General features: G+C 65.9%; 1 protein-coding gene. It reads right to left on the bottom strand.

Annotated elements, in window-relative coordinates; genetic code table 11:
* A partial coding sequence (locus IEJ02_RS47925) for a phosphopantetheine-binding protein (protein WP_223865634.1) occupies positions 1-633 on the bottom strand: 633 nt, incomplete at both ends.

The following is a 633-nucleotide window of genomic DNA, read 5'->3' as shown; positions in this document are numbered from 1 at the left end:
TTCGGTGATGGCGGTGGGGATGTCGGGGTGGTCGGTGAGGTCGGCGTGGTGGAGCAGGTTTGCGGCGTTGATGCTGCCTGGCGGTGGTATCCGCAACTCGCCTTCACCGTCTGCACTGGTGAGGGTGAGGCGGAGGATGTCGTGGTGGTCGATGACGGTTTGCAGGGCGGTGGCGAGACGCTGTTGGTCGAGGTTGGCGGGGACGGTGAGCAGGACTGATTGGTGGTAGGTGGTGAAGGGTCCGCCTCGTTCGAAGAGGTCTCGCATGATGGGGGTGGCGGGGAGGGTGCCGGTGCCGTTTTCGTGGCGGGCTGGTGTGGTGGTGGGGATGTGGGTTGCTGCGGTGGCCAGGGCAGCCGGGGTCTGGTGTTGGAAGATCTGGCGGGGTGTGAGCAAGAGTCCTTCTTGGCGGGCGCGGCTGACGAGTTGGATGGACAGGATGCTGTCGCCGCCCAGAGCGAAGAAGCCGTCCTCGGGACCTGTTTGCGGAAGGCCCAGGATGTCGGCGAACAGCTCACACAGCGTGCGTTCGTGCACGTCGGCGGGGGCTCGTTCGCTGGTGCCCTCCGTGCTGGGGATAGGGAGGGCGGTGTGGTCGAGTTTGCCGTTGGGGGTCAGTGGCAGGTGTTCCAG

Source organism: Streptomyces sp. 5-10 (assembly GCF_014712245.1).
GTDB lineage: Bacteria > Actinomycetota > Actinomycetes > Streptomycetales > Streptomycetaceae > Streptomyces > Streptomyces violaceusniger.
This window is presented reverse-complemented; position numbering and strand designations above follow the sequence as displayed.